This window comes from Pseudomonas sp. AC463 (genome assembly GCF_979253585.1).
Genome location: NZ_CEEDDZ010000011.1, coordinates 129,216 through 149,606 on the forward strand (window position 1 = coordinate 129,216; position 20,391 = coordinate 149,606).

Below are 20,391 nucleotides of genomic sequence, written 5' to 3' on the forward strand. Positions count from 1 at the left end.
CAATGTGGAAATAAGGTCAATGTGGGAGGGGGCTTGCCCCCTCCCACATTTGGATCTCCGGGGTTTGGATGAATGGTGTTAGAGCACCTTATCCAGGGTGATCGGAAATTCCCGCACGCGCTTTCCGGTGGCGTGGTAAATCGCATTCGCCACCGCTGCCGCCACGCCGACAATGCCGATTTCACCCACTCCCTTTGAGCCCAGGGCATTGACGATCTCGTCGTGTTCTTCGACAAACACCACATCAATGTCGCCGATATCGGCATTTACCGGAATGTGGTATTCGGCCAGGCTGTGGTTCATATACCGCCCCAATTGATGGTCGATCTGGGTTTCTTCATGCAAAGCCATACCGATGCCCCACACCACGCCGCCGAGGATCTGGCTGCGGGCCATCTTGGGGTTGACCACACGCCCGGCCGCTATCGCGCTGACCACCCGACGCACCTTGATCGTGCCCAGGTCTTCGTCAACCTGAACCTCCACAAACACCGCCGAATGGGTCGCCGTGGCATAGCCTTCACGCTTTTTGTCGGGCTCGCTGTCGACCTGCACTTCCAGCGCGCCTTCGCCACTGTCCTTGACCAGTTGGGCCAATGACACGCTGACGTCACCGGTGTGCAACTGGCCGTCTTCAAAGCGCACATCTTCGGCGTCCTTGAATACCGGGTATGTCCGCCGGGCGATGGTCAACAACTTGGCATTCAACGCTTCGCAGGCTTGCTGCACAGCGGTGCCCACCGAGGACACGGTAAACGAGCCGCCCTGCAGCGGCGCGGTGGGTAATGAAGAGTCGCCGAGTAAAAAACTGATGTCGGCCATCGCCACGCCGCTGGCCTGTGCAGCGATCTGGGTCATGACCGTGTAGGTACCCGTGCCGATGTCAGTGGTGGCGCTGCTGACGGTCAATTTGCCCTCGGCGTCGATGCGCGCCTTGGCGCTGGCCTTCATCTGCATGGCTTCCCACACGCCGCCGGCCATGCCCCAGCCGATCAACTGGCGGCCGTCACGCATGCTGCGCGGTTCTGGGTTGCGCTGGCTCCAGCCAAAACGCTCGGCGCCCTCGCGGTAGCACTCGCGCAAGGCTTTGCTGGACCAGGGTTTGTCTTCGTTCTGGTTGCGCTCGGCGTAGTTGATCAGGCGCAGTTGCACCGGGTCCATGCCCAGTGCGCAAGCCAGTTCATCCATGGCGCATTCCAGGCCGATCACGCCAAGGGCGGCGCCCGGCGCGCGCATGTCGAGGGGGGTGAACACGTCCAGCGGCACCAGGTTGTAGGTCAACTGCACGTTGTCGCAGTGGTAGAGCATGCCGCTCCATTCCACCACGTGTTCGCTGAAGTCCTCGAAACGCGAGGTCTGGCCGATAGCGGTATGCCCCAACGCCAGCAGCCGACCGTCGGCTGCCGCGCCCATCTGCAAACGCTGCAAGGTGCGCGGGCGATAGCCGAAGGTGAACATCTGTTGACGGGTGAGCGTGACACGCACCGAGCGCTTGAGCGCCAGCGAAGCCATCACCGCCAGTGGCAATTGGTATTGCGGGCGCAGGCCAGAGCCGAAGGCCCCGCCGACAAATGCCGCAAAGATGCGCACCTGGCTTTTATCCAGGCCGAAGACTTTTTGCACATAGGCCTGGCAGTTCTGCGGGCCTTGGGTCTTGTCGTGGATATGCAACGTGCCGTCCGGTTGATACAGCACGGTGCTGGCGTGGGGTTCCATAGGGTTGTGGTGTTCGATGGGCGTGCTGTAGTGCAGGTCGAGGCTGACGGCGGCGGCGCTCCATTCGGCCTGGAAGTTGCCGCGTGGCTTGGGCGGGGTTTGCGGCGACGGATACGCCTGCTCCTGCTGGACGATTAAATCGGTCTCGAAGCCTTCGCTTTCGTACTCGATGCTCACCAGCGAGCCGGCGTGCCGCGCCAGTTCCAGGTTATCGGCAACGACCAGAGCCAGGGGCTGGCCGCTGTACAGCACGCGGTCGTTGTACAGCGGGCGAAAGGGCGAGCCATCGGCCGCATCCGCGTCGGCGAAGGCGTCATCGTAGCTGGCGATTTTGGGACGGTTGAGATGATCGATCACGGCCACCACGCCCGGCAGGGCCAGGGCCTTGGACGCATCGATCCGGATGACCCGGCCCTTGGCAATGTTGCTGGAGACTACGCTGCCATGCAGCAGGCCCGCCTCGGGGAACTCACCGGCGTAACGCGCCTGGCCGGTGACCTTGAGCAGACCGTCGACGCGGTCCAGGGGTTTGCCGATGGCGGTCATGGTTGTTCTCCTGCGACAGCGGCATCGCTCAGGGCGCGAATGATCGCGCGGCGTGCCAGCTTGATCTTGAAGCCGTTGTGTTCCAGAGGTTCGGCGTCTTGCAGCAAGGCGTCGGCGGCGTTGCTGAAGGTTTCGCGGCTGACCGCCTGGCCGATCAGCGAGGCTTCCACCGCGCGGTCACGCCAGGGTTTGTGGGCCACGCCACCGAGTGCCAGGCGCGCGTCGACAATGCGGTCACCGTCCAATTCGAGGGCGGCGGCGACGGACACCAGGGCAAACGCGTAGGACGCGCGGTCGCGGATTTTCAGGTAGTGGCTGTGGCGCGCCAGGTGGTCGGCGGGCAATTCAATGGCGGTGATCAGCTCATCGTCGGCCAATTGGTTGTCGCGCTGTGGCGCATCGCCGGGCAGGCGGTGGAAGTCGGCAAACTCGATGATGCGCGCACCGCCGCGCCCTTCCACGTGCACTCGTGCTTCCAGGGCGGCCAGGGCCACGCACATGTCCGACGGGTGCGTGGCCACGCACTGCTCGCTGGCGCCGAGGATCGCGTGGATGCGGTTCAACCCGGTGCGCGCCGGGCAGCCGCTGCCGGGCTCGCGCTTGTTGCACGGCACGGCGGCGTCATAGAAGTAGTAGCAACGGGTGCGCTGCAACAGGTTGCCGCCGGTACTGGCCATGTTACGCAATTGCGGCGAGGCCCCGGCGAGGATGGCCTGGGACAGCAAGGGATAACGCTGCTCGATCAAGGGGTGCCAGGCCAGGTCGGCATTGCTCACCAGTGCACCGATGCGCAGGCCGCCCGTGGCGGTTTCTTCGACTTCATGCAGCGGCAGGCCGGTGATGTCGATGAGGTGCTCGGGGCGGCTGATGTTTTCTTTCATCAGGTCCAGCAGGTTGGTGCCGCCGGCGATGAAACGCGACGCGGCGCTGCTTAGGTGCACGGCTTCGTGTACATCGGCCGGTTTGCTGTAGTGGAAGGGGTTCATTACTCACCTCCCTGTTTACGGCAGGCCGGTAGGGCATCCTCGATGGCATCGCGGATGTTGCTGTAGGCACCGCAGCGGCACAGGTTGCCACTCATCAATTCCTGCACTTGCGCGGTATTTTTCGCACGCCCTTCGTTCGCCAGGCCTACAGCGGAGCAGATCTGGCCGGGGGTGCAGTAACCGCACTGGAAGGCGTCGTGCTTGATAAAGGCTTGCTGCATGGGGTGCAACTGGTCGCCGTTGGCCAGGCCTTCGATGGTGGTGAGTTCGGCGCCGTCGCACATCACGGCGAGGGTCAGGCAGGCGTTCACGCGTTTGCCATCGCGCAACACGGTGCAGGCGCCGCATTGGCCGTGGTCGCAGCCTTTTTTGCTGCCCACCAGGTCGAGTTGCTCGCGCAACAGGTCGAGCAAGGTGGTCCAGGGCAACACGTCCAGCTGGCGTTCTTGGCCATTCAGGGTCAAGCGTATCGAGTGGGCGACGAACGGTTGGGCCGCCGCGCCATTGGGGGTCGCGCTCATAAACACCTCACGGGTTGGTGTACATCCGCGGCGTTCAGGAAAATCGCCGTCTCAGGGGTACGACTTCCCGGGGTATTGAGCGTTCAAGGTGATTGATCAGCGGATATTGAGCAGGGTTTTCAGGGTGTTTCGCGGCGGGTTGATCGAGGAGTTGCTGTATTCGAACCAGCCCTGGTCAGCGACGTCCAGGTCAAACACATAGATGTAGCCCATCAGGGTGCCCGCGCCATTGCAGGCCTCACTGACGTTACCGACCTGGCACACCGGTGTGCGCTGGCCATTGAGGGTCGCGCCATTGAACTGGCCGATGGGGTTGTTGCCCAGGCCCACTTCCATCACCGAGACCTTGGTGGGCCCACGGTGGGTGCACATCTGCGTGCTTTGCGCGCGCTCGGGGATGGTTTCAGTGCAACGGGCCGACTCGACCTTGAACACACGCACCTCGCTCAAGGCCGGTGCAGTCGCGCCCCACGCCGGTGCTGCGGCGAGCCACAGGCTGATACAGGGGATCAGGGCTAGACTCCACGCGTTGGCTTTTTTCATGCTGGCAATGACCCGCTGGTGAACGTCGGCGCAGTATGCCTCAAGCCCATGCGCCACACAGCCTCGGCTGCTGGTATGATGCGCCGCTTTTTCCGATCCTCTCTGATATCACAGGCGCTTGGCGCAGTTTGTGCTTTGACTTAGAGGTCAACAAATCACGACGCAAAATAGCGTCACAGGGAGCAGGCATGCTGGAAAAGCTGTTTCAACTCAAGGCACACAACACCAACGTGCGCACCGAGATCCTCGCGGGCATCACGACATTCCTGGCCATGGCCTACATCCTGTTCGTGAACCCGAGCATCCTCGGCGAAACCGGCATGGACAAGGGCGCGGTGTTCGTCGCGACCTGCCTGGCGGCCGCCATCGGTTCGACCGTGATGGGCCTGATCGCCAACTACCCGATTGCCCTGGCACCGGGCATGGGCCTTAACGCCTTCTTTACCTACACCGTGGTGCTGCACATGGGCCACACCTGGCAGGTTGCGCTGGGTGCGGTGTTCATCTCGGCAGTGCTGTTTTTCCTGCTGTCGATCTTCCGTATCCGCGAGTGGATCATCAACAGCATCCCGCTGCCCCTGCGCTCGGCGATTGCCGCCGGTATCGGCCTGTTCCTGGCGCTGATCGCCTTGCACAACGCCGGGATCGTGGTCGGCAACCCAAATACCCTGGTGGGCATGGGCGACCTGACAAAACCGGCGCCTATCCTCGCCATCGTCGGCTTTATGCTGATTGTGGCCCTGGAAGCCCTGGCCGTGCGCGGCGCCGTGCTGATCGGCATTCTCGCCGTGACCATCGTTTCCATCGCGCTGGGCGTTACCCCTTTCGGTGGCGTGATGTCGATGCCGCCATCCCTGGCGCCAACGTTCCTGCAACTGGATATCAAGGGCGCGCTGGATATCGGCCTGGTCAGCGTGATCTTCGCCTTCCTGTTCGTTGACCTGTTCGACAACTCCGGCACCTTGATCGGCGTGGCCAAGCGCGCCGGCCTGATGGGCAAGGACGGGCACATGCCGAAAATGGGCCGCGCCCTGATCGCCGACAGCACCGCCGCCATGGCCGGCTCGCTGCTGGGCACGTCGACCACCACCAGCTACATCGAATCCGCTGCGGGCGTGAGCGCCGGTGGCCGTACCGGTTTGACCGCCATCGTGGTCGCGATCCTGTTCCTGCTGGCGCTGTTCTTCTCGCCATTGGCCGCCAGCGTTCCCGCCTTCGCCACTGCGCCGGCGCTGCTGTTCGTGGCCGTGCTGATGACCCAGGGCCTGGCCGAAATCGACTGGGACGACATTACTGTTGCAGCGCCGGTGGTGATCACCGCCCTGGCGATGCCCTTCACTTACTCCATCGCCAACGGCATCGCCTTCGGCTTCATCGCGTGGACCGCCATCAAGCTGCTTTCGGGCCGCTACCGTGAGCTGAACCCGGCGCTGGTGATCCTGTCGATTCTGTTTGTGATCAAGCTGGGCTGGTTCAACGCATGACTTTTGACGCCGCACGCTACACCGTTCAACTGCAAGACAAGGTCACGCGTTTGCGTGACCTGCTGGCGCCGTTCGACGCCCCCGAGCCGCAGGTATTCGATTCGCCGCTGCAGAACTTCCGCCTGCGGGCGGAGTTCCGCCTATGGCGCGAAGGCGGTGATCGCCACTACGCGATGTTCTCCCAGGACGACAAGCGTACGCCGATCCTGATCGAAGAATTCCCCATTGCCAGCCTGCGCATCAACCAGTTGATGCCGCAGCTCAAGGCCGCCTGGCAAGCCAGCGCCGCCCTGAGCCACAAGCTATTCCAGGTGGAGTTCCTCACCACCCTGGCCGGCGATGCGATGATCACCCTGTGCTATCACCGCCCGCTGGACGAACACTGGCACATCGCGGCGAACAAGCTGGCGGCGGACCTGAACGTGAGCATCATCGGCCGTTCCAAGGGCAAGCGCGATGTGATCGGCCACGACTACGTGGTGGAAAAACTCGAGGTCGGCGGCCGCACGTTCAGCTATCGCCAACCCGAGGGCGCGTTCACCCAGCCCAACGGCACCGTGAACCAGAAGATGCTCAACTGGGCTTATGAAGCCCTGGGCGATCGCCCGGATGATTTGCTCGAGTTGTACTGCGGCAACGGTAACTTCACCCTGCCCCTGGCGACGCGGGTACGCAAAGTGCTGGCCACCGAAATCAGCAAGACCTCGGTTAACGCGGCGCTGAGCAACCTCGATGAAAACGCGGTGGGCAACGTCACCCTGGTGCGCCTGTCTGCCGAAGAACTCACCGAAGCGCTCAACGAAGTGCGGCCGTTCCGTCGCCTGCAAGGCATCGACCTGAAAAGCTATGAATTCGGTAGCGTGTTCGTCGACCCGCCGCGCGCCGGCATGGACCCGGACACCTGCGAACTGACCCGGCGTTTCGACAATATCCTGTACATCTCCTGCAACCCGGAGACGCTGGCGGCAAACATTGCGCAACTGCATGACACGCACAAGATCACTAAATGCGCGATGTTTGACCAGTTCCCATGGACGCACCACATGGAGTCCGGGGTATTACTGACCCGGCGGTAATTCAGCGCCCTCTTCTTCCTTCTTGCGTGGCCGCCCGCCCTTCTTGCCATTGGCACGGGCGGCGGCGGCTTTGGCGGCGCTGCTTTTGCGGCCGTTGCGGGAGGCCACCATGCTTGTGGCCAGGTCCATCAGCGGCTTGCTTGTCGCAACCAGGCCAGTGATGGAAACATCCAGGTCCTGAGCCTCACAGCACAGTGCCTTGCCGCCAAAGCCTACCTCCAACTGCTGAAAATCCTGCAAGGAAAACCCTTCGAACTCCGGCAGGCCGGCCACCGGCAGCACGACGCGGCTGCCGTCGCTGAAGCCGATGGAGATGCACTTGTCTTCATAACGCACGTCGCTGGCGTTGGCGTACAGGCGCTTGAGTTTGCGCCCACGCGCTATGGCCTTGTCGATATCGGCCTCAGTGATCGGTACATAGGGCCGGACTTTGGCTTTTACAATTTTCATAAATCAATCCCCACGCAATCTGGTGCTCTTACCAGATTCAAAATTGTTCGTTGCTCAACGACATCGTGCCGAGCGTTTGCAATGACGTAGACACCCTGTCGAATGATCAATCCCGGAATTACCTCACCCGCATCCCAATCCCATGAATGGTTCTCCAGACAGACCGTTTGCAGCGCCTGCCACCAAATCCTGCGAGCCCGTGCCAGGTAGTGCCGTTGCCTTATCACCTCGCCTATTTCCTTCAGGACCGCACTCGGTGGCCGCCGCCGATCGGGCTCTACATCCCACAACTCCACCTCCCCATCCAGAAAACTAAAACGAAACCGCGCATCCCAGCCCTTGCCCCTGACATGCACGTGAGGCGGGCAATGTTCATCCCTGAGAAACACCGAGATTACATATCCTTTGTAAGCACCTACTTTCATCGTAACCCATCCGTTAGGTTAATTTCTGCCAGGTAACAATTTTCCCCATGGCACCCGACAATCGGCTCCAGAATCGCGAAGCGTTTTCACAGCGTAGTAACGACGAACAACCCGTCGAACACCGGGTTGTAACCACTCATGCCAATCTCTGGATCGGCCAGGGAATCGTGCATGCCAGGTAACCCCGCGTAATAAATGTTCGTTAATCGAACAAATCCCACGCAGAAATCCGCGCTTCAATTGACCAAATTAACTATCCGGTACATTTTATCCCCACAACTAACAAGAACTGTGGAGATCCCCCTATGCCTCCTATCGTGCTGGTGCTCAACGGCCCCAACCTCAACCTGCTCGGCACCCGCGAGCCCGCCACCTATGGCCATGAAACCCTGGCCGACGTCGCCGCCTTGTGCGGGCGTAGCGCGGAAAAACTCGGGCTGAAAATCGAATTTCGCCAGACCAACCATGAAGGCGAACTGCTCGACTGGATCCACGGCGCCCGCGCCCGTTGCGCCGGTATCGTGATCAACCCGGCGGCCTGGACCCACACCTCGGTAGCCATTCGTGACGCGCTGGTGGCCAGTGAAGTGCCGGTGATCGAGGTGCATTTATCCAACGTGCATGCGCGTGAAGCGTTTCGACATCACTCATTCGTGTCGCCCATCGCCAAGGCCGTGCTTGCGGGTTTCGGCAGCCATGGCTATCACCTGGCCCTGGAACATTTCAGCCAGTTGTTCAAAGGGTCGGCGCAATGAAACCGCGCATTCTCGCCGGCCTGATCGGCGCCGGGATCCAGGCCTCGCGCACCCCGGCCCTGCATGAGCAGGAGGGTGACGCCCAGGGCCTGCGCTACCTGTACCAGCTGATTGACCTGGAGCCGCTGCAACTGAACATCAACGCCCTGCCCGACCTGCTGGACGCCGCCGAGTTGATGCACTTCACCGGGCTGAACATTACCTACCCGTGCAAGCAGGCAATCCTGCCCTTGCTCGATGATTTATCCGACGAGGCTCGCGGCATCGGCGCGGTGAATACGGTGGTGTTCAAGGACGGCAAACGCATCGGCCACAACACCGACTGCCTGGGTTTCGCCGAGGGTTTCCGGCGCAACCTGAATGATGTACCGCGCCAGCGCGTGGTGCAGATGGGGGCCGGCGGTGCAGGCGCAGCAGTGGCCCATGCGCTGCTGGCCGAAGGGGTCGAATACCTGAGTATTTTCGACGTGGACCTAACCCGCGCCCGCGACCTTGTGGACAACCTGGCCCAGCGTTTCGGCGCCGGTCGCGCCCAGGTCGGCCAGCACCTGGAAAACGCCGTGGCCGAGGCCGATGGTGTGGTCAATACCACGCCGATGGGCATGGCCAAACTGCCTGGCACCCCCGTACCCGCCAGCCTGCTGCGGGCGCAATTGTGGGTCGCGGAGATCGTGTACTTCCCGCTGGAAACCGAACTGCTGCGCGATGCCCGCGCCTTGGGCTGCCGCACCCTGGATGGCGGCAATATGGCGGTGTTTCAGGCGGTGAAGGCGTTTGAGTTGTTCAGTGGCGAGGTGCCGGATGCGCAGCGCATGTTGGCGCACTTCCAAGCCATGAATTGCTGACTGAAGGAACAGAGGTCAAATGTGGGAGGGGGCTTGCCCCCGATAGCGGTGTTTCAGCTGAATCTGTGCTGGCTGACCCACTGCAATCGGGGGCAAGCCCCCTCCCACATAAATTGCATTCCAACCTGAATACTCAGGCCTGCAAGTAACGCATCACCGACTCACAGATCATCTCTCGATGCCGCTGTTTAACCGCCTCATCCGACAGTTCGATCTGAAAAATCTCACTGAACGTATGGCGGTTGGACACCCGGTAAAAGCTGAACGAGTTGATCAGCAGATGCACGTCCAACGGCTCCAACCCCTCACGAAACAAACCCATCTCGGCCCCGCGCCGCAACGTCGTACCCAGCGCCTCGAGGATATTGCTGTTCATCGCCTTGATCGAATCCGAGCGCTTCACGTACTCGGCATTGTGGATATTTTCGATACTGACGATGCGCACGAAATCCACGTTCTGGTCATGGTGATCAAAGGTGAATTCCACCAGCCGACGGATCGCTTCACGCGGCTCCAGGGCGGTGAGGTTCATGCGGGTTTCGGTGTTGCGGATGTCGCCGTAGAGCTTCTCCAGCACCTCGACGTACAACTGCTCCTTGCTGCCGAAGTAGTAATAGATCATGCGTTTGGAGGTGTGGATGCGCTCGGCAATCGCATCCACGCGAGCGCCGGACAGGCCCTGCTGCACAAACTCGACAACAGCTTCCTGCAGGATGTTTTCGCGGGTCTTTTCCGGGTTGTTCTTACGACTCTTGCGCGGTGCGTCTGACACTGCGGGGAGTTCGGGACTCGAGGTCATGGTGCGCTCACGGCCATTGTTATGCAGGCGGTGATTATGGGCCGCGGCGCTCCCCGAAGGAAGCACCTGGCCAGCCGTTATAACCGCGCCTGGCGCGCCGCGCCGCTGCGTGACTTGGCCATGGCGGCCAGGCGCACCGCCACGTTGGCCGCGCCATAACCGGCGTAGCCGTTTTTGCGCTGAATGATCTCGAAGAAAAACCGCCCTTCAAACGGCTCGGTGTAGACGTGAAACAACTCACCGCCCTGGGCGTCACGGTCGTACAGCACGTTGTAGTACGCCAGTTCGCTGAGGAACTCGTCGTCAAAATCAAAACGCGCGGCCAGGTCGTCGTAGTAGTTGAGCGGGATATCCAGCAACGGCACCCCGGCCTCCTTGGCCCGGCGCACCTCGGCGAAAATATCCGCGCAGTCGAAGGCAATGTGGTGCACGCCCGAGCCGCGATAGCTCGAAAGCGCGTGGGAAATGGCGGTGTTGCGGTTCTCGGAAATATTCAGCGGCAGGCGGATCGAACTGCAACGGCTGCGCAGTGCGCGGCTTTTGACCAGGCCATAAGGGTCGGGCAGCACCACTTCGTCGTCCGCTTCGAAATCCAGCAGGCTCTTGTAAAACAGCACCCAGCTGTCGAGGCTGTCGGCCGGCAGCGCCATGGCCATATGGTCGATGCGCAGCAAGCCACCGCCGGCGGTGCTGGCCGATTGCAGGGTGAAGTCGGTGTCGTAGATGCCGCCGGCGCTCTGATCCACCAGATAAATCAGGCTGCCGTCCGGCGCACGCACCGCCGCCAGCTCCAGCTCGTTGGGCCCGACCAGGCCGCGATACGGCTGGCCCTTGTAGGCCACCGCCCGCTCCAGGGCCTTGGCGCTGTCCTTGACCCGAATCGCCGTGGCGCACAACGACGGCCCATGGGCCTCGAAAAAGTTGTGGGCAAAGGAATAGGGTTCGCAGTTGAGGATCAGGTTGATATCACCCTGGCGCAACAGGCTCACATTCTTCGAGCGATGCTGGCCCGCCTTGGCAAAACCCAGGCGTTCCAGCCAGTGGGTCAGTTTGGCGCCGAGACTTTCATCCACGGCGAATTCAAGGAATTCAATGCCGTCGTATTCACTCGCCGGCGGCGTTTCGAAGAGGATATCCACCGGCACGGCAGGTGCTTGCTCGGCCAGGCGCTGACGGGTTTTTTCTTCCAGGTACAGCAGCGAACGCAAGCCATCGGCCGCATTCGCACGGGTCGGCGCGGCGCGGAAGCCATCGTTGAAGATTTCCAGGGACAACGGCCCGGTGTAGCCGCTCTGGATGATCGGCGCGAGGAAGCCCGCCAGGTCGAACTCGCCCTGGCCGGGGAAGCAGCGAAAATGCCGGCTCCACTCCAGCACGTCCATGGCCAGGATCGGTGCGTCGGCCATTTGCACAAAGAAAATCTTGTCGCCGGGGATCTCGGCGATGGCGCTCGGGTCGCCCTTGAGCGACAGGGTGTGGAAGCTGTCGAGCAACACGCCCAGGCTGGGGTGATCGACCTGGCGCACCAGGTTCCACACCTGTTGCCAAGTATTCACATGTTTACCCCAGGCCAGCGCTTCATAGCCGATGCGCAAGCCACGGCGGCCAGCGTGTTCGGCCAGCAGGCTAAGGTCATCGAGCAAAATGCGCTCATCGCCCACCGAGTCGGCCGAGGCGTTGCTGCACACCAGCACCAGGTCGGTGCCCAGTTCCTGCATCAGGTCGAACTTGCGCTCGGCGCGCTCCAGGTTGCGCGCCAGGCGGTCGCGGCGGCAGCCTTCAAAGTCGCGAAACGGCTGGAACAAGGTGATCGCAATGCCGAGGTCGGCACACATCTGCCTAACTTCTCGAGGGCTGCCGTCGTAATACAACAGGTCGTTTTCAAAGATCTCGACCCCATCGAACCCGGCGGCGGCAATGGCTTCGAGCTTTTCCGGCAGGGTGCCGCTCAAGGAAACAGTGGCAATGGAACGTTGCATGGGCGACTCCCGGCATTTTGAGGCTCGTCTTATTTACGGCAAATTATTGGCCGCTAAACTGTTCACAGCAATTAAAATGTACGAACCGGTTAGTTTTTGGTGCGATTATCGAACACTAAGCCGCTTTGGCGAATTGACGATTTTTTAACCACTGCGCACCATCGATTCCGCAACCCGCGTTAAAAAAAGACCCAGAACACACCATAAAAATTTCAAAAAACGGGTACGACCTCATGCCTCTGCAAAATTCCGCCCTGGCCGCGCGCCCTGGCACCCCGCACGCCGGCATCGGCGACAAGATCCGCGGCGCCCTGGCCGTGGGTAAAACTCGCTGGGGCATGCTGGCCCTGGTGTTCTTCGCCACGACGCTCAACTACATCGACCGCGCCGCCCTGGGCGTGATGCAGCCCATCCTCGCCAAAGAGATGAGCTGGACGGCGATGGACTACGCCAACATCAACTTCTGGTTCCAGGTCGGCTATGCCATCGGCTTTGTGCTGCAAGGCCGCCTGATCGACAAGGTCGGCGTGAAACGCGTGTTCTTCTGCGCGGTGCTGCTGTGGAGCCTGGCCACCGGCGCCCACGGCCTGGCCACCTCGGCGGTGGGCTTTATGGTCTGCCGCTTTATCCTCGGGTTGACCGAAGCCGCCAACTACCCGGCCTGCGTCAAGACCACCCGCCTGTGGTTCCCCGCCGGTGAGCGCGCGGTGGCCACCGGTATCTTCAACGCCGGTACCAACGTGGGCGCGATGATGACGCCGATGCTGCTGCCGCTGATCCTGCACGTATGGGGCTGGCAAGCGGCGTTCCTGTGCATGGCGTCCCTCGGTGCGATCTGGCTGGTGTTCTGGGGGTTGAAGTACTACAACCCGGAAGACCACCCGAGCGTTAAACAATCCGAATTGGACTACGTGCAACAACACGTCGAGCCGGAACAACCTGGCGTGCCGTTCAGCCGTATCCTGCGCATGCGCGGCACCTGGGCCTTCGCCATCGCCTATGCACTCACCGCGCCGGTGTTCTGGTTCTACCTGTATTGGCTGCCGCCGTTCCTGAACCAGCAATACAACCTGGGCATCAACGTGACGCAGATGGGTATCCCGCTGATCATCATCTATCTGACAGCCGACTTCGGCAGTGTCGGTGGGGGGATTCTGTCTTCATTCCTGATCGGCCGTGGGATGAACTCGATCAAGGCGCGCTTGCTGTCGATGCTGCTGTTCGCCTGCTGCATCGTCGGCGTGATCATGGCGGCCGGCTCCAGCCAGCTGTGGGTCGCGGTGTTTGCCATCTCCCTGGCCATCGGCGCGCACCAGGCCTGGACCGCCAACATCTGGAGCCTGGTGATGGACTACACGCCCAAGCACATGATGAGCACGGTGTTCGGCTTTGGCGGCATGTGCGCGGCCATCGGCGGCATGTTCATGACCCAGATCGTCGGCCACATCCTCACGGTGACCAACAACAACTACACCGTGTTGTTCACCCTGATCCCGGCGATGTACTTCATTGCGCTGACCTGGATGTACTTCATGGCCCCACGCAAGATTCCTACCGTAGACGTGTAATCTACCTACGCCGCTGCTGCCAGGCAGCGGCCAACCCGCTCATGCAGATCACCCCGATGCCGACCACCGTGGTCACATCGGGGGTATGGCTGAACACCAGCCAACCCAACAACCCCGCAAACACGATCTGGCAATAGCCGAACGGTGCCAGCAAGGCCGGCGCCGCAAAGCGGAACGCCTGCGTCAGCATCAAGTGCGCGGTCATCCCGCAGGTGCCCAGCGCCAGCATCAACACGCCATGCCAGAGAGTGGGGATCTGCCAGAAGAACGGCACCATCGCGCTCATCACCAAGGTATTGCACAGCCCGGCGAAGAAGTTGCTGGTGGTCGGCGTGTCGTATTGGCTGAGGATGCGCGTGAGCAACTGGTAAAAGCAGAAGAACAGCGCCGAGCACAGCGGCAGCAGCACCGCCGGAGTGAACAGCTCGCCGCCGGGGTGGATGATCACCAGCACGCCGACAAACCCGCAGATCACCGCCAGCCACTGGCCGCGCGTCACATGCTCGCCCAGCAGCGGCACCGACAGCGCCGTCACGAGGATCGGCGCGAGGAAGTTCACCGCCGTGGCCTCCGCCAACGGGATGTAATGCAGCGCCGCGGTGAAAAACAGGCTGGTGCCCAACAGGCACAAGGCGCGCACCACCTGCATCCCCGGGCGCTTGCTGCGCAGCACGCGCAGGCCCGATTGCGGCAGGAAAATCCCGGCCATCAGCAAGGTGTGCACCAGGTAGCGCGCCCACACTACCATCACGATCGGGTAGAAGCCGGCCAGGTATTTGGACAGCGCGTCATGGCTGGAAAACAGGAACGTCGCCAACACAATCAGCAAGATGCCTTTGAAAGGATGGTTGACGCCGGAAAGGGGGGTGCTGACAGTCATTGAATTCTCTTGCGTGGCACGCGGGGGCACTCAACCCGGTAATCTAGCAGCCGGGCATGCGTCTGCCCCAAGAGCATAACCAAACAGCGTGCGAACAGCGCACTAAATCACCGGATTCGAGTCCAAAGCTGCACGCCAACCCCCGTGCTGTACACTTTTCAACCAAGGCCAGTTGCTATGAAAAAAGCCCTCTTTGTTCTCTCCACCCTTGCCCTGCTGACCGCCTGTAACCAGGAGGCCAAGGACGCTCCCAAGCCCGCGCCGCCTTCCGTGCAAGCCACCCTGGTGCCGGCAAACCCGCCCACCGATAAATGGGTCGGCAAATGGATCGGCGTCGAAGGCTTGCACCTGACCATCGCCAAGGACGACAGCATCGGCCGTGGCCACTACTTGCTCACCATGCAATACGGCCTCGACGCCGATGACTCGGGCACCTTCAAGGGCCAGGCCAACGAAGAAGGCATCACCTTCACCCGCCCTGACGGCCCGCAACTGCTGCGCGCCGGCGACGGCGAAGCCACCGGGCTGAAATGGCTGGCGGATAAAAAAGAGTGCCTGATTGTCGATACCGGCGAAGGTTATTGCCGTCAGTAAGCGTTAAACACATCTATCGTAGGAATTGGCGGGCTCGCCCCTGCTGCCTGCACACAAGAGGATTGCCCCCATGCTATGGAAAAAAGGCCGACGCAGCGACAACGTGGTGGACGCCCGCGATGACAGTGGCGGCGGCGGTGGCGGCATGCGCTTTGGCGGCGGCAAGGGCCTGAGCCTCACGGCGATTGTGCTGATCGTCGGCATCGGCTGGTTGACCGGCCAAGACCCGATGCAGATCCTCGGCCAACTGACCGGCCAGATGGAACAGGCGCCGTCGGTGAGCACCCAGACCCGCCAGGCGCCGCCGGCCAACGATGAGCAAGCCGATTTCGTGCGAGCCGTACTGGGCGATACCGAAGACACCTGGGGCCAGGTGTTCCAGGAAAACGGCCTGGCCTACAAGAACCCCAAACTGATTCTGTTCCGTGGCCGGGTGAATTCCGCCTGCGGTGGCGCCACCTCGGCCAGCGGCCCGTTCTATTGCCCGGCCGACCAACAGGTGTACCTGGACCTGGATTTCTTCCGCGAAATGTCGCAACGCTTCCAGGCCGCCGGCGACTTCGCCCAGGCCTACGTGATCGCCCACGAAGTCGGGCACCACGTGCAGACGCTGCTCGGCATCTCGGCAAAAATCCAGGCCGCGCGCCAGCAAGGCCGGCAAATGCAAGGCGACGGCGGCCTGCTGGTACGCCAGGAACTGCAAGCCGACTGCTTCGCCGGCGTGTGGGCCAACCGCGCGCAAAAGCGCCTGAACTGGCTGGAGCCCGGCGACATTGAAGAAGCACTGAATGCGGCTAACGCCATCGGCGATGACCGTTTGCAGCAACAGGGTCAAGGGCGCGTCGTGCCGGACTCGTTTACCCACGGCACCTCGGCACAGCGGGTTCGCTGGTTCAAGGCCGGCTTCGCCCAGGGCCAGATCACTCAATGCGACACCTTTACCGCCAAGAGCCTTTAAATGAATAAACGATTGGGTTTGCTGTTGAGCGTGATGATGACCTGTTCCACCGCCACCTGGGCCGCCGAGAAAGACCATGGCGTGAAGGTGGTCAGCCCCGATCGTTTCCACCTGGATGGCGGCGACCTCAGCCTCGGCTTGAGCCAGGACTGGAGCAAGCCCCTGCCCCAGGTCACCCGCGCGCTAATCATCGTGCACGGGCGCCTGCGCAATGCCATGACCTACCTGGAAAGTGGCGAGCACGCGGCTGAAAACGCCGGGCTGGCGGACAGTACCCTGGTGATTGCGCCGCAGTTTCTGGATGAGTCAGACGTAAAACGCGACCACCTGGACAACCAGCTGCTGCGCTGGAAAGCCGATGACTGGATGGCCGGCGAGCCCTCCATCGGCCCCGGCCAGGTCAGCTCCTACGGCGCCCTCGACCAGCTCATCAAGCACCTGGGCAATCGCAAACTGTTCCCGGCGCTGAAAGAAATCGTAGTGGCTGGCCATTCCGGTGGCGGCCAGGTGGTACAGCGTTTCGCCCTCACCGGCCACGACCACCCGCTGCTGCAAACCGAAGGCATCAGCCTGCGTTACGTGGTGGCCAACCCGTCGTCCTATGCCTACTTCACGCCGCAACGCCCGCTGAAGGTCGACACCGCCAGCTGCCCGGGCTTCAACGACTGGAAATACGGCATGCAAAACCTGCCGGCCTACGCCAAGGGCCAGAACGCCGCGCAGATTGAGCAGACGTACGTGTCGCGTAACGTCACCTACCTGCTCGGCCAGCAAGACACCGACCCCAACCACCCGGCACTGGATAAAAGCTGCGCCGCCGAGGCCGAGGGCGCGTATCGACTGATTCGTGGGCACAACTATTTTGACTACCTCAAGCAGCGCCATCCGCAGTTGAGCCATCAACTGGTGGAAGTGCCGGGGGTGGGGCATAACGGGGATGGGATGTTTACCTCGCCGGAGGGGCAGAAGGTTTTATTCCCTCAATAATCCCTCAAGAAACCGGCTCAAAATGTGGGAGGGGGCAAGCCCCCTGCCACATGTGATCTTTATTGTCTGGACTGAATCATTCGGCGCAGCACCGCACAGTCTCCAGCATGCCAATCCGCCAGCTCCGGCCACGGGTTCTCCGGCAAATTCACCAACACCGTCTTCGTTCCCGCCGCCCGCCCGCAATCCAGGTCAAAGCGGTAATCGCCCACCATCACCATCTTGCTCGGCGCCACATCCCAGGCCGCAGCCAGTTTGAGCAGGCCATGCGGGTCCGGCTTGGGCGCCGCATCATCACGCCCCAGCACATCGTCGACAGCAAAGCAGTCCGCCAGGCCAATCGCCTCCAGCGTCACATGCGCCAACTCCCGCGCATTACGGGTCAGGATGCCCAACCGATAACCACGCCCGGCCAGCTCACGCACCAGCTCCACCGCGCCTTGCGCCGCCACTGAACCCAACGCCAGCTCGCGCTCATGCTCCAGCAACCACGCATGTTTGGCCGCCGCCACCTCCGCCGGCAATGCCGCCAGGTGCGTGAGAATGTCATCCTCAGGCGGGATCTCCAGCGCCACGCGAATGGCCGCAAAGTCATGCACGGCCACCGTGAGGGTGCCGTCCATGTCGAACACCCAATGTTTAATATCCGTCAGGCTCATGCCCAGTCCTTGCGATGCCGGATCAAGCCTTCCTGCGTGACCGAAGCCACCAGTTGCCCGGCGCGGTTGTACACGCTGCCACGGGAGAACCCACGGGAGTTGCCGGCCCACGGGCTGTCCATGGCGTACAGCAACCAGTCATCGGCGCGCAGGTCAGCGTGGAACCACAGCGCGTGGTCGAGGCTGGCGACCTGCATGTCTTTCTGCCACACGCTCTTGCCATGGGGCAGCATCGAAGTGGTCAGCAGGCCGAAGTCCGAAGCGTAGGCCAGCAGATATTTATGCAACGCGGGCGAGTCGGCCAACGCGCCATCGGCTCGAAACCACACGTACCTGACCGGGTCGGACGGCTGCGGGTTGAACGGGTCTTTCTCGGTCACCGGGCGCACTTCGATCGGCTTGGGGCACAGCAGCTTGTCGCGCATATGCTCGGGGATCAGGTGCGCGCGCTGCTGGGTCAATTCCAGCTCCGACGGCAGGTTTTCCGGGCCGACCACCACGGGCATGGTGGTCTGGTGCTCGAAGCCTTCTTCGTCGTACTGGAACGAGGTGGTGCAGGTGAAAATCGGGTGGCCCTTCTGGATCGCCGTAACCCTGCGGGTGCTGAAGCTGCCGCCGTCACGCACGCGGTCCACCGAGTACACCACCGGCAGTTGCGCATCGCCGGGGCGCAGGAAATACCCGTGCAGGGAATGCACGTGGCGCGCTTCTTCGACGGTCTGGCTGGCGGCCGACAGCGACTGGCCGAGCACTTGGCCGCCGAACAGCTGGCGAAAACCCAGGTCCTGGCTGCGGCCGCGAAAGAGGTTTTCCTCGATCGGTTCCAGCGTCAGCAAGTCCACCAGATCTTCCAATACTTGGCTCATAGAGCAACTCCTGAAATCTATTCTATGGGGCATTCCGGGCTGCTATCCGTGCAGCGTGTCCAACCATTGGGCGCGGGTGATGCGGTACAAAACGTGAGGGCGCAGCGGGTCATCGGCTGCAACCTTGGGGTGTTCAAAATCTGCCTGGGGATCGTAATGCATACCGATGGCCTGCATGACTTTTTGTGATGGCAGATTGGCTTCAGTGGTGAAGGCGACGATTTCATCCAGCTGCAAGCGGTCGAAACCGCAACGCAGCGCCGTCCAGGCCGCTTCACTGGCGTAACCCAGGCCCCAATGCTCGCGGGCCAGGCGCCAGCCGATTTCCACCGCCGGGGTAAAGTCCGCTTCAAAGCTGACATTCTGCAGCCCGGTCAGGCCGATAAATTCACCGCTGTCCTTGCGCTGCAAGGCCCACAGGCCAAAGCCGTATTCGGCGAAGTGGCCGCGAATCCGGCCGATCAACGCAGCGCTTTCCAGATGGCTCAAGTTGGCCGGGAAATAGCGCATCACCTGTGGGTCGGCGCACATGCGCGCAAATTCCGGCAAGTCGCCGTCGCGCCATTGGCGCAGCACCAGGCGTGCGCTTTCCAATTCGAGTATCGGCTCCATGGGTCCCCTCCCTTGCCATGTGCGTGAGTGTACATCGCGGGTATGATCCGTCGCAGGTTCCCGTCAGAAAATCCCATGCCTTTGCCATTGATCTACCACGATGACTACAGCCCCGAGTTCCCGGCGGACCACCGCTTTCCCATGGACAAGTTCCGCCTGCTGCGTGACCACCTGGTGTCCACGGGGCTGACCGAAGACCGCCAACTGCTGCGCCCCGAGCTCTGCCCCCCGGAGATTCTGGCCCTGGCCCATGAACCTGGGTATATCGCCCGCTACATGAGCGGCGAACTGTCCCGCGAAGACCAACGCCGCCTCGGCCTGCCCTGGAGCGAAGCCCTGGCGCGGCGTACCGTGCGCGCGGTGGGCGGCTCGATCCTCGCAGCGGAACAGGCGCTGGAACACGGCCTGGCCTGCCACCTCGCAGGTGGCACCCACCACGCCCACTACGATTACCCGGCGGGCTTTTGCATCTTCAACGACCTGGCGGTGATCAGCCGTTACCTGCTGGAAAGCGGCCGGGTCAACCGCGTGCTGATCTTCGACTGCGACGTGCACCAGGGCGACGGCACCGCGCGCATCCTCCACGACACGCCGGACGCCATCACCGTGTCGCTGCACTGCGAAAAGAACTTTCCCGCGCGCAAGGCCCAGAGCGACTGGGACATCCCGCTACCCATGGGCATGGGCGATGCCGACTACCTCAAGGTGGTGGACGATGCCCTCAACTACCTGCTGCCGCTGTACCAGCCCGACCTGGTGCTGTACGACGCCGGCGTCGATGTGCACAAGGACGACGCCCTCGGTTACCTCAAGCTGACAGACGCCGGCGTGGCCGCCCGCGATGAAAGCGTGATGCGCCATTGCCTGGGCCGCGACATCCCGGTGATGGGCGTGATCGGCGGCGGCTACAGCAAGGACCGCCCCGCCCTGGCCCGCCGCCACGGCATCCTGCACCACAGCGCGCAACGAGTGTGGGCGTCATCAGGTTGTCACTGAGTTGTGGGCTTTACCCACAATGCCTGTGGAACGGCCTGTGGATAACTTGAGCGTAAGGGTCTGAAAGGGTTTAGCCGTAAGGCCTGTAGGAAAGTGTACGTTTTTTGATCAGGCAGCCACGCCGTCGTCGGGTAGAATGCTCGGCC

21 protein-coding genes are annotated in these 20,391 nt (G+C 62.0%); 9 read left to right on the forward strand and 12 right to left on the reverse strand.

Annotated features, from left to right (window positions below; genetic code table 11):
* Positions 1–78: 78 nt before the first annotated feature.
* From AC0IYH_RS15845 to AC0IYH_RS15860, 4 genes are all read right to left on the reverse strand, one after another.
* Positions 79–2,262: a xanthine dehydrogenase family protein molybdopterin-binding subunit gene (locus AC0IYH_RS15845; protein ID WP_471835050.1), complete on the reverse strand. Its 2,184-nt coding sequence runs from the start codon at positions 2,260–2,262 to the stop codon at positions 79–81.
* Positions 2,259–3,248 carry an FAD binding domain-containing protein gene (locus AC0IYH_RS15850; protein WP_116629340.1) on the reverse strand — a complete coding sequence of 330 codons (990 nt, stop codon included), beginning with the start codon at positions 3,246–3,248 and terminating at the stop codon, positions 2,259–2,261. Before AC0IYH_RS15850 ends, AC0IYH_RS15845 begins: the two co-directional genes overlap by 4 nt.
* Positions 3,248–3,769, reverse strand: a complete 522-nt coding sequence (locus AC0IYH_RS15855) for a (2Fe-2S)-binding protein (RefSeq protein WP_471835052.1) — start codon at positions 3,767–3,769, stop codon at positions 3,248–3,250. The genes AC0IYH_RS15850 and AC0IYH_RS15855 overlap by 1 nt, the downstream gene beginning before the upstream one ends.
* Before the next feature lie 96 nt (positions 3,770–3,865).
* On the reverse strand, positions 3,866–4,312 hold the full coding sequence (locus AC0IYH_RS15860) for a DUF4879 domain-containing protein (protein WP_122774106.1): 447 nt from the start codon (positions 4,310–4,312) through the stop codon (positions 3,866–3,868).
* Between the two features lie 188 nt (positions 4,313–4,500).
* On the opposite strand from AC0IYH_RS15860, the gene AC0IYH_RS15865 reads away from it, so the two are divergent.
* Both AC0IYH_RS15865 and trmA read left to right on the forward strand, forming a co-directional pair.
* On the forward strand, positions 4,501–5,796 hold the full coding sequence (locus tag AC0IYH_RS15865; protein WP_471835054.1) for an NCS2 family permease: 1,296 nt from the start codon (positions 4,501–4,503) through the stop codon (positions 5,794–5,796).
* The gene (trmA, locus tag AC0IYH_RS15870; RefSeq protein WP_122774105.1) at positions 5,793–6,872 is read left to right on the forward strand and encodes a tRNA (uridine(54)-C5)-methyltransferase TrmA; all 1,080 of its coding nucleotides are present in this window, start codon (positions 5,793–5,795) and stop codon (positions 6,870–6,872) included. Before AC0IYH_RS15865 ends, trmA begins: the two co-directional genes overlap by 4 nt.
* On the opposite strand, the gene AC0IYH_RS15875 is transcribed toward trmA, so the two are convergent.
* The gene (locus AC0IYH_RS15875) at positions 6,855–7,322 is read right to left on the reverse strand and encodes a DUF2442 domain-containing protein (RefSeq protein ID WP_116629345.1); all 468 of its coding nucleotides are present in this window, start codon (positions 7,320–7,322) and stop codon (positions 6,855–6,857) included. The two genes, trmA and AC0IYH_RS15875, sit on opposite strands and share 18 nt — an antisense overlap.
* On the reverse strand, positions 7,319–7,747 hold the full coding sequence (locus tag AC0IYH_RS15880; protein WP_471835057.1) for a DUF4160 domain-containing protein: 429 nt from the start codon (positions 7,745–7,747) through the stop codon (positions 7,319–7,321). Before AC0IYH_RS15880 ends, AC0IYH_RS15875 begins: the two co-directional genes overlap by 4 nt.
* 305 nt (positions 7,748–8,052) lie before the next feature.
* On the opposite strand from AC0IYH_RS15880, the gene aroQ reads away from it, so the two are divergent.
* Together aroQ and AC0IYH_RS15890 are read left to right on the forward strand one after the other, a co-directional pair.
* On the forward strand, positions 8,053–8,502 hold the full coding sequence (aroQ, locus tag AC0IYH_RS15885) for a type II 3-dehydroquinate dehydratase (RefSeq protein WP_122774103.1): 450 nt from the start codon (positions 8,053–8,055) through the stop codon (positions 8,500–8,502).
* Positions 8,499–9,347: a shikimate dehydrogenase gene (locus tag AC0IYH_RS15890; RefSeq protein WP_116629348.1), complete on the forward strand. Its 849-nt coding sequence runs from the start codon at positions 8,499–8,501 to the stop codon at positions 9,345–9,347. Before aroQ ends, AC0IYH_RS15890 begins: the two co-directional genes overlap by 4 nt.
* A gap of 133 nt (positions 9,348–9,480) precedes the next feature.
* Here AC0IYH_RS15890 and AC0IYH_RS15895 read toward each other — a convergent pair whose 3' ends face one another.
* Together AC0IYH_RS15895 and quiC are read right to left on the reverse strand one after the other, a co-directional pair.
* Positions 9,481–10,146 (reverse strand): TetR/AcrR family transcriptional regulator, encoded by a 666-nt coding sequence (locus AC0IYH_RS15895; RefSeq protein ID WP_101273111.1) that lies wholly within the window; start codon positions 10,144–10,146, stop codon positions 9,481–9,483.
* A 77-nt stretch (positions 10,147–10,223) separates the two neighbouring features.
* Positions 10,224–12,125, reverse strand: coding sequence for a 3-dehydroshikimate dehydratase QuiC (gene quiC, locus AC0IYH_RS15900; RefSeq protein WP_122774101.1), 1,902 nt, complete (start codon positions 12,123–12,125; stop codon positions 10,224–10,226).
* 233 nt (positions 12,126–12,358) lie between these two features.
* Here quiC and AC0IYH_RS15905 point away from each other — a divergent pair, with 233 nt between their 5' ends.
* Positions 12,359–13,693: an MFS transporter gene (locus tag AC0IYH_RS15905; RefSeq protein WP_471835059.1), complete on the forward strand. Its 1,335-nt coding sequence runs from the start codon at positions 12,359–12,361 to the stop codon at positions 13,691–13,693.
* A gap of 1 nt (position 13,694) precedes the next feature.
* On the opposite strand, the gene AC0IYH_RS15910 is transcribed toward AC0IYH_RS15905, so the two are convergent.
* Entirely contained in the window at positions 13,695–14,573 is an 879-nt protein-coding gene (locus tag AC0IYH_RS15910; RefSeq protein ID WP_116629351.1) for a DMT family transporter, read from the reverse strand.
* A gap of 177 nt (positions 14,574–14,750) precedes the next feature.
* On the opposite strand from AC0IYH_RS15910, the gene AC0IYH_RS15915 reads away from it, so the two are divergent.
* The 3 genes from AC0IYH_RS15915 (at position 14,751) to AC0IYH_RS15925 (ending at position 17,112) form a co-directional block, all read left to right on the forward strand.
* A complete protein-coding gene (locus AC0IYH_RS15915; protein WP_471835061.1) occupies positions 14,751–15,167 on the forward strand; it encodes a hypothetical protein in 417 nt (138 codons plus the stop codon).
* Between the two features lie 70 nt (positions 15,168–15,237).
* Entirely contained in the window at positions 15,238–16,125 is an 888-nt protein-coding gene (gene ypfJ, locus AC0IYH_RS15920) for a KPN_02809 family neutral zinc metallopeptidase (RefSeq protein ID WP_122774099.1), read from the forward strand.
* Positions 16,126–17,112: an alpha/beta fold hydrolase gene (locus AC0IYH_RS15925; protein WP_471835062.1), complete on the forward strand. Its 987-nt coding sequence runs from the start codon at positions 16,126–16,128 to the stop codon at positions 17,110–17,112.
* Between the two features lie 59 nt (positions 17,113–17,171).
* On the opposite strand, the gene AC0IYH_RS15930 is transcribed toward AC0IYH_RS15925, so the two are convergent.
* Genes AC0IYH_RS15930 through AC0IYH_RS15940 form a run of 3 tightly spaced genes read right to left on the reverse strand, consistent with a single transcriptional unit; the run spans position 17,172 to position 19,249 of the window.
* On the reverse strand, positions 17,172–17,771 hold the full coding sequence (locus AC0IYH_RS15930) for an HAD family hydrolase (protein WP_471835064.1): 600 nt from the start codon (positions 17,769–17,771) through the stop codon (positions 17,172–17,174).
* Entirely contained in the window at positions 17,768–18,637 is an 870-nt protein-coding gene (gene tesB / locus AC0IYH_RS15935; protein ID WP_116629356.1) for an acyl-CoA thioesterase II, read from the reverse strand. The genes AC0IYH_RS15930 and tesB overlap by 4 nt, the downstream gene beginning before the upstream one ends.
* Positions 18,638–18,679: 42 nt before the next feature.
* Positions 18,680–19,249: a GNAT family N-acetyltransferase gene (locus AC0IYH_RS15940; protein WP_116629357.1), complete on the reverse strand. Its 570-nt coding sequence runs from the start codon at positions 19,247–19,249 to the stop codon at positions 18,680–18,682.
* 75 nt (positions 19,250–19,324) lie between these two features.
* Between AC0IYH_RS15940 and AC0IYH_RS15945 the strand changes: the two genes are divergently transcribed.
* The gene (locus AC0IYH_RS15945; RefSeq protein WP_471835066.1) at positions 19,325–20,245 is read left to right on the forward strand and encodes a histone deacetylase family protein; all 921 of its coding nucleotides are present in this window, start codon (positions 19,325–19,327) and stop codon (positions 20,243–20,245) included.
* Positions 20,246–20,391: the final 146 nt, after the last annotated feature.

Coding starts and splice junctions, on each gene's coding strand:
- AC0IYH_RS15845 (WP_471835050.1), bottom strand. CDS start 2,262: ATGACCGCCATCGGCAAACCCCTGGACCGCGTCGACGGTCTGCTCAAG.
- AC0IYH_RS15850 (WP_116629340.1), bottom strand. CDS start 3,248: ATGAACCCCTTCCACTACAGCAAACCGGCCGATGTACACGAAGCCGTG.
- AC0IYH_RS15855 (WP_471835052.1), bottom strand. CDS start 3,769: ATGAGCGCGACCCCCAATGGCGCGGCGGCCCAACCGTTCGTCGCCCAC.
- AC0IYH_RS15860 (WP_122774106.1), bottom strand. CDS start 4,312: ATGAAAAAAGCCAACGCGTGGAGTCTAGCCCTGATCCCCTGTATCAGC.
- AC0IYH_RS15865 (WP_471835054.1), top strand. CDS start 4,501: ATGCTGGAAAAGCTGTTTCAACTCAAGGCACACAACACCAACGTGCGC.
- trmA (WP_122774105.1), top strand. CDS start 5,793: ATGACTTTTGACGCCGCACGCTACACCGTTCAACTGCAAGACAAGGTC.
- AC0IYH_RS15875 (WP_116629345.1), bottom strand. CDS start 7,322: ATGAAAATTGTAAAAGCCAAAGTCCGGCCCTATGTACCGATCACTGAG.
- AC0IYH_RS15880 (WP_471835057.1), bottom strand. CDS start 7,747: ATGAAAGTAGGTGCTTACAAAGGATATGTAATCTCGGTGTTTCTCAGG.
- aroQ (WP_122774103.1), top strand. CDS start 8,053: ATGCCTCCTATCGTGCTGGTGCTCAACGGCCCCAACCTCAACCTGCTC.
- AC0IYH_RS15890 (WP_116629348.1), top strand. CDS start 8,499: ATGAAACCGCGCATTCTCGCCGGCCTGATCGGCGCCGGGATCCAGGCC.
- AC0IYH_RS15895 (WP_101273111.1), bottom strand. CDS start 10,146: ATGACCTCGAGTCCCGAACTCCCCGCAGTGTCAGACGCACCGCGCAAG.
- quiC (WP_122774101.1), bottom strand. CDS start 12,125: ATGCAACGTTCCATTGCCACTGTTTCCTTGAGCGGCACCCTGCCGGAA.
- AC0IYH_RS15905 (WP_471835059.1), top strand. CDS start 12,359: ATGCCTCTGCAAAATTCCGCCCTGGCCGCGCGCCCTGGCACCCCGCAC.
- AC0IYH_RS15910 (WP_116629351.1), bottom strand. CDS start 14,573: ATGACTGTCAGCACCCCCCTTTCCGGCGTCAACCATCCTTTCAAAGGC.
- AC0IYH_RS15915 (WP_471835061.1), top strand. CDS start 14,751: ATGAAAAAAGCCCTCTTTGTTCTCTCCACCCTTGCCCTGCTGACCGCC.
- ypfJ (WP_122774099.1), top strand. CDS start 15,238: ATGCTATGGAAAAAAGGCCGACGCAGCGACAACGTGGTGGACGCCCGC.
- AC0IYH_RS15925 (WP_471835062.1), top strand. CDS start 16,126: ATGAATAAACGATTGGGTTTGCTGTTGAGCGTGATGATGACCTGTTCC.
- AC0IYH_RS15930 (WP_471835064.1), bottom strand. CDS start 17,771: ATGAGCCTGACGGATATTAAACATTGGGTGTTCGACATGGACGGCACC.
- tesB (WP_116629356.1), bottom strand. CDS start 18,637: ATGAGCCAAGTATTGGAAGATCTGGTGGACTTGCTGACGCTGGAACCG.
- AC0IYH_RS15940 (WP_116629357.1), bottom strand. CDS start 19,249: ATGGAGCCGATACTCGAATTGGAAAGCGCACGCCTGGTGCTGCGCCAA.
- AC0IYH_RS15945 (WP_471835066.1), top strand. CDS start 19,325: ATGCCTTTGCCATTGATCTACCACGATGACTACAGCCCCGAGTTCCCG.